The organism is Salmonella sp. SG203, assembly GCF_013350575.1.
Lineage (GTDB): Bacteria > Pseudomonadota > Gammaproteobacteria > Enterobacterales > Enterobacteriaceae > Salmonella > Salmonella enterica.
The window spans coordinates 1-4,375 of record NZ_SNMT01000058.1; the positions used below are offsets into that span (position 1 = coordinate 1).

The 4,375-nt window shown below is 51.4% G+C and carries 3 protein-coding genes and 2 pseudogenes; all 5 read left to right on the forward strand.

What is annotated here, in order from left to right; genetic code table 11:
- Window positions 1–312 (forward strand): annotated as a pseudogene (locus HV477_RS27555) (hypothetical protein); the annotation flags it as partial.
- Between the two features lie 377 nt (window positions 313–689).
- Entirely contained in the window at window positions 690–1,694 is a 1,005-nt protein-coding gene (locus HV477_RS27560) for a hypothetical protein (RefSeq protein WP_175065710.1), read from the forward strand.
- The gene (locus HV477_RS27565) at window positions 1,694–2,818 is read left to right on the forward strand and encodes a BamA/TamA family outer membrane protein (protein WP_175065711.1); all 1,125 of its coding nucleotides are present in this window, start codon (window positions 1,694–1,696) and stop codon (window positions 2,816–2,818) included. The genes HV477_RS27560 and HV477_RS27565 overlap by 1 nt, the downstream gene beginning before the upstream one ends.
- Before the next feature lie 35 nt (window positions 2,819–2,853).
- Window positions 2,854–3,936 carry a DUF4056 domain-containing protein gene (locus tag HV477_RS27570; protein WP_254621736.1) on the forward strand — a complete coding sequence of 361 codons (1,083 nt, stop codon included), beginning with the start codon at window positions 2,854–2,856 and terminating at the stop codon, window positions 3,934–3,936.
- Between the two features lie 265 nt (window positions 3,937–4,201).
- Window positions 4,202–4,375 (forward strand): annotated as a pseudogene (locus HV477_RS27575) (ABC transporter substrate-binding protein); the annotation flags it as partial.

Here is a 4,375-nt window from a genome sequence, read left to right on the forward strand (position 1 = left end):
ATGTTCAGGGAAACTCTGGCGCACGGGGTGACGCCGGCCCAGCGCCGTCTGCTTGAGGAGATTTATAAAGGCCGGGGGAAACTGTCGGTGCTGTCCGGGCGGCTGAAAACGAAAGAGAAAAAAGTGTGGCAGGAGAAGAACCGGCTGCTGGTAAAGAAGCTGGGGATGCGTTGCCGTCTGCGTGAGCAGCTGTACGGCACCCGGTTCTGTATGGAGATCCAGAAAACGCCTTTTATGGCGCCGGCTGAGGCTGAACATCTGTATTCAGCTGAAGATCCTCCCGGGCAGTCACGCCTGAAAAGAGATGCATAATCGCATGCGATTATGCCAACAGACTGACGTATTATGAACTGCTCCGCATTAAGGCCGGAACATTCGTTCTGAACGACGAACTCGCTAAAATTTTGTGAAGCTGTTGACGAAAAAGTGATGATGATGCTTCCGGCAAGGTTTTTCGCTCGATCATGTCTGCTTCTGAGATTTTCCCGCGTTGTTTGTATTAACCATTAGTGCTTTTCTGGTACAGGTAGTGTTGTCATCCGGTATCTGCTTACCATTTAATTAGCCTGCTAACGATGTCGGTATTGACGTTTCCTGTATATGACTTTGGTTTTCATTATACCTTCATTTCAGCAGTCACTTTGATTTTCCGGAGTGTATCTCAGTTCGCCCCTTATTCAGAGGTGTCAATGGAAAAAGTACAACTTCTCCTGGCCGGCCTTTCCGTTTTATGTGTACCTGCGGTATACGCAGCAGGGTTGCCAGGAAAAAATACCGGACTTATCAGCCATGTTCCTGTTGAGTCTGCAGCTCCCCTGATACCCGACGATTCATTCTTTCCCCTGTCGGGTGAAGTGGCGAAGGCTCATGGTTACGACCTGCCTGAGCCTTTTGGCATTAATATTAATTATATGAATATGCGCCAGAATATTGATGTTGACAGCATCAGGTTCTCAGGACTCGGCTGGCCGGACTACGCCTTTCCGTCAGACCTGTTTGATATTCAGGCCAGTCATACGCGGGAGCGCAGCATTACAAAAACGGTCAAACTGGACGCCTGGCTGTTTCCTTTTATGAATATTTACGCCCTTGTGGGGAAAACCCGCGGAAGTTCGCATTCCACAGTCTCTGTGGATGCCAGTCCGGCTAATGGGCCCATCGGCTTTATTATCCACGGAATGAACGAGTCAGGCGATCTGAAAAATCTGGATTTCAGTCTTCGTTTTCACGGTACCACATATGGTGCAGGCACTGTGCTGGCTGGCGGGTATGGTAACTGGTATGGCCTGATGGATATCAACTATACCCGGACAGACTTTAACATTCTTGACGGGCACACCGATGCATTCACGCTCACTCCGCGGGTGGGTTATCGTTTCACCACACCGGGCGTCGACAGTCTGTCATTACCGTCCGGTAAGCTGGGGGTGTGGGTGGGTACCATGTACCAGAATGTTCAGCAGACTTTTCGTGGAAAGCTGAGTGACCTGAGTATACCGGCAAGTTTCGGGGGGCTGATGGCGCTGGCGGACCAGAACGGGAACGGACGTTTTGAGGTTAAACAGCACCTGCATTCCCCCTGGAATCTTCTGGTGGGGGCTAATTACGAAATCACCCGCAACGTTAATGTCACAACAGAAGTGGGGTTTGCTGAACGTAACAGTGTGCTCGTCTCTGCTGAATACCGGTTCTGATGCTGAAATCTTCGCTGGTTCTGCTCCTGGCGCTGGGATCACAGTCTGTATGCCTGGCATGGTCACTGCCATCACATGAACAACTGGATAGCTGGCTGGCCCGGGCAGGAGGCAGTACCCGGTCCGGTACCCGCTGGAATATCCTTCCCGGACCGTTTTACACACCTGAGCTGGGGCCGGGAACCGGAGTGGCTGTAGCCGGTCAGTATCGTCCCACGTCTGATGATACGGTGAGCCAGAACTCCACGTTGTCGTTCAGCGGCTATGTGAGTGCCACAGGAGCCACAGGAATTAATCTCAGCAATTATGCTTTTTTCGCGCAGGATACCTGGCGTTTTTTTCTTGACGGTTCGGTAAGCAATACCCCCACATATTATTACGGTCAGGGGTTTTATGCCGGAGAACGCAGCAGTCATAAACAGAAGTACACGTCGCGGGCGTTAACTCTTCATCCGGTGATATACCGGCAACTCACCGGACATACGTATCTGGGACTTGGCTGGGCACTGGACCTGCAGCATGCAGCAAACACGGATAAAAGAGGCCCTTCGCTTATTGAAAGTACACCGCAGGGAAGATCGGTATTCAGTTCCGGGATCAGTATGGTACTGACCTTCGATGACCGTGATTTTGTGCCTAATCCCCGTACAGGACAACTGGCAGATATCCATTTTACCCGGTACACACCGGAGACAGGAAGCGACGCGCGTTTTGATGAATACACACTGCACTACAGCCATTATCATGGCCTCAGTAATAAGACCGTGCTGGCCTGGGAACTGAATGGCGATTTTAGCCGGGGAGATGTGCCCTGGAATATGGTGCCGTTACTCGGGAACAACCACCGGATGCGGGGTTACCACGAAGGACGTTATCGCGACAGGGATGTCGTCAGCGGCCAGGCTGAGCTTCGTCACAGACTGACCTGGCGGCACGGTATTGTGGGGTGGCTGGGAGCAGGGACTCTGGCACCTTCGTTTCATGAAACGGGTCGCAGACACTGGCTGCCTTCAGTCGGGATTGGTTACCGTTTTGAGTTCAGCCCGCGCATGAACGTTCGTCTTGATTATGGTGTGGGCAGGGGCAGCAGCGGTTTTTATTTTCAGACAGGGGAGGCATTTTGAATAAAAAAATGTTGTTCATATACCTGATACTGTTCATGACATCTGCCCGGGCTGCATTGCCACTTCCTCTGTTGCTGACCGGAAGTGGTGACAGTATTCATGTCCGGGCCTGGCCAGTCATGCCACCGTTACCGGAACCTGCGGGTCTGCGTCCCTGTTGCGCGTTTGGCTATAACCTGCATGTGGAGGTGCTTAAAATTCCGGTGCCATTCTGGAAACTGGATAATATCGTGACGGCAGGTAACCTGGGCAGACACCACTATAATGACACTTTTCTGTACGGCCTGGGGTCGCTTGTCGGGTTCGGCAGCGAGCGTAACGGCATAATCTACACGTCGCACGGGGGATTTATAGATACCGCGCATGTACGGGACAGTGCCGATATGACGGTCTGGCTCTTCACTCACCTGTTACCGGAACTTGGGCAGGCATTTATGTTGCGCCCGGAGGATGAACTGGCACAACGCCGGATTGTGTTCAGGTCTTTTACACCACCCTCATCCCCCGGTGAACGTTATGCGCTGGCTGCATGGATGGCAGCATACATAGCCTTCCAGCTGGCAGCATGGCACGAGATAGCCCAGTGGTATGGATTTGAATCGGTTCCGGGTTTTCCGGAAGCCATTTCGGCATTCTCACCGGAAGACCTCTATTCAAATCTGCTGGGAACGAGGCTTGCCGTATCACTGATTCTGGACGGGCAGACAGCAACGCCGGATATGTATAATGCAGCAATGCAGACCGCACTGAACCAGGCATTAAATCAACTCGGTGCCAGACCTGAGAACATCACCCGTTTTCATTTTGACATGCTGGATGGGCGTTGGTGGGACAGTCACCGACGGGTGCCGGAAAAATTTCTGGTACTGCGACGAAATTATGATGTCAATGACAGCCGTATTCCCACAAGTATCCCGGGAGAACAGGCATCACCACAGCGTCTGAGCCTGCCACATTACCGGAAGACATACCGGTTTGATATGCTGGAGCAGCTTCAGCTCTGGCCTGGAAATCAAATGGCGAAATTACCTGTACCGGATCAATATTATACGGTATCGGATTTCCCTGCGCTGGCTGCATTTGCTTATTATCAGGATCAGGTTGCCATTATCCGGTAATATCCAGAATATCAGACGACAATAACTCAGCCCGCTGGCAAAACCAACTGACAGGCAAATACATAAACGATATCTGTCCTGAAAAACGCCGCGAAACTATGATCAGTAACGGTGCGCGCCCGCATCGTTACTTTTTGCAATAGATTATGGAGTTGTAATTATACCCCTGGATTCTGATAATCGATATGTACAATTTTATATAGCGAGGGGGATAAAAATGCCATTTCAACGTCTGAGTGCGGTTTTGCTTATTGCTGGTATTGCAATGAGTATGAATGTGCAGGCCGGTACCGATATTCGGGTTACCTATGCAGGCTCTATGGGGAAGGTAATGGATCAGGCCCTGGGACCTGCTTTTGCACGGCAACAGGGAGGGAAATATGAAGGACAGGGGCAGGGGTCATACGGCATGGCGCGTCTTCTGGCGGGTAAGAAAATA

Bases quoted from the DNA above. Each gene is read 5' to 3' on its own strand.
- HV477_RS27560 (WP_175065710.1), top strand. From the start codon at position 690: ATGGAAAAAGTACAACTTCTCCTGGCCGGCCTTTCCGTTTTATGTGTA.
- HV477_RS27565 (WP_175065711.1), top strand. From the start codon at position 1,694: ATGCTGAAATCTTCGCTGGTTCTGCTCCTGGCGCTGGGATCACAGTCT.
- HV477_RS27570 (WP_254621736.1), top strand. From the start codon at position 2,854: ATGACATCTGCCCGGGCTGCATTGCCACTTCCTCTGTTGCTGACCGGA.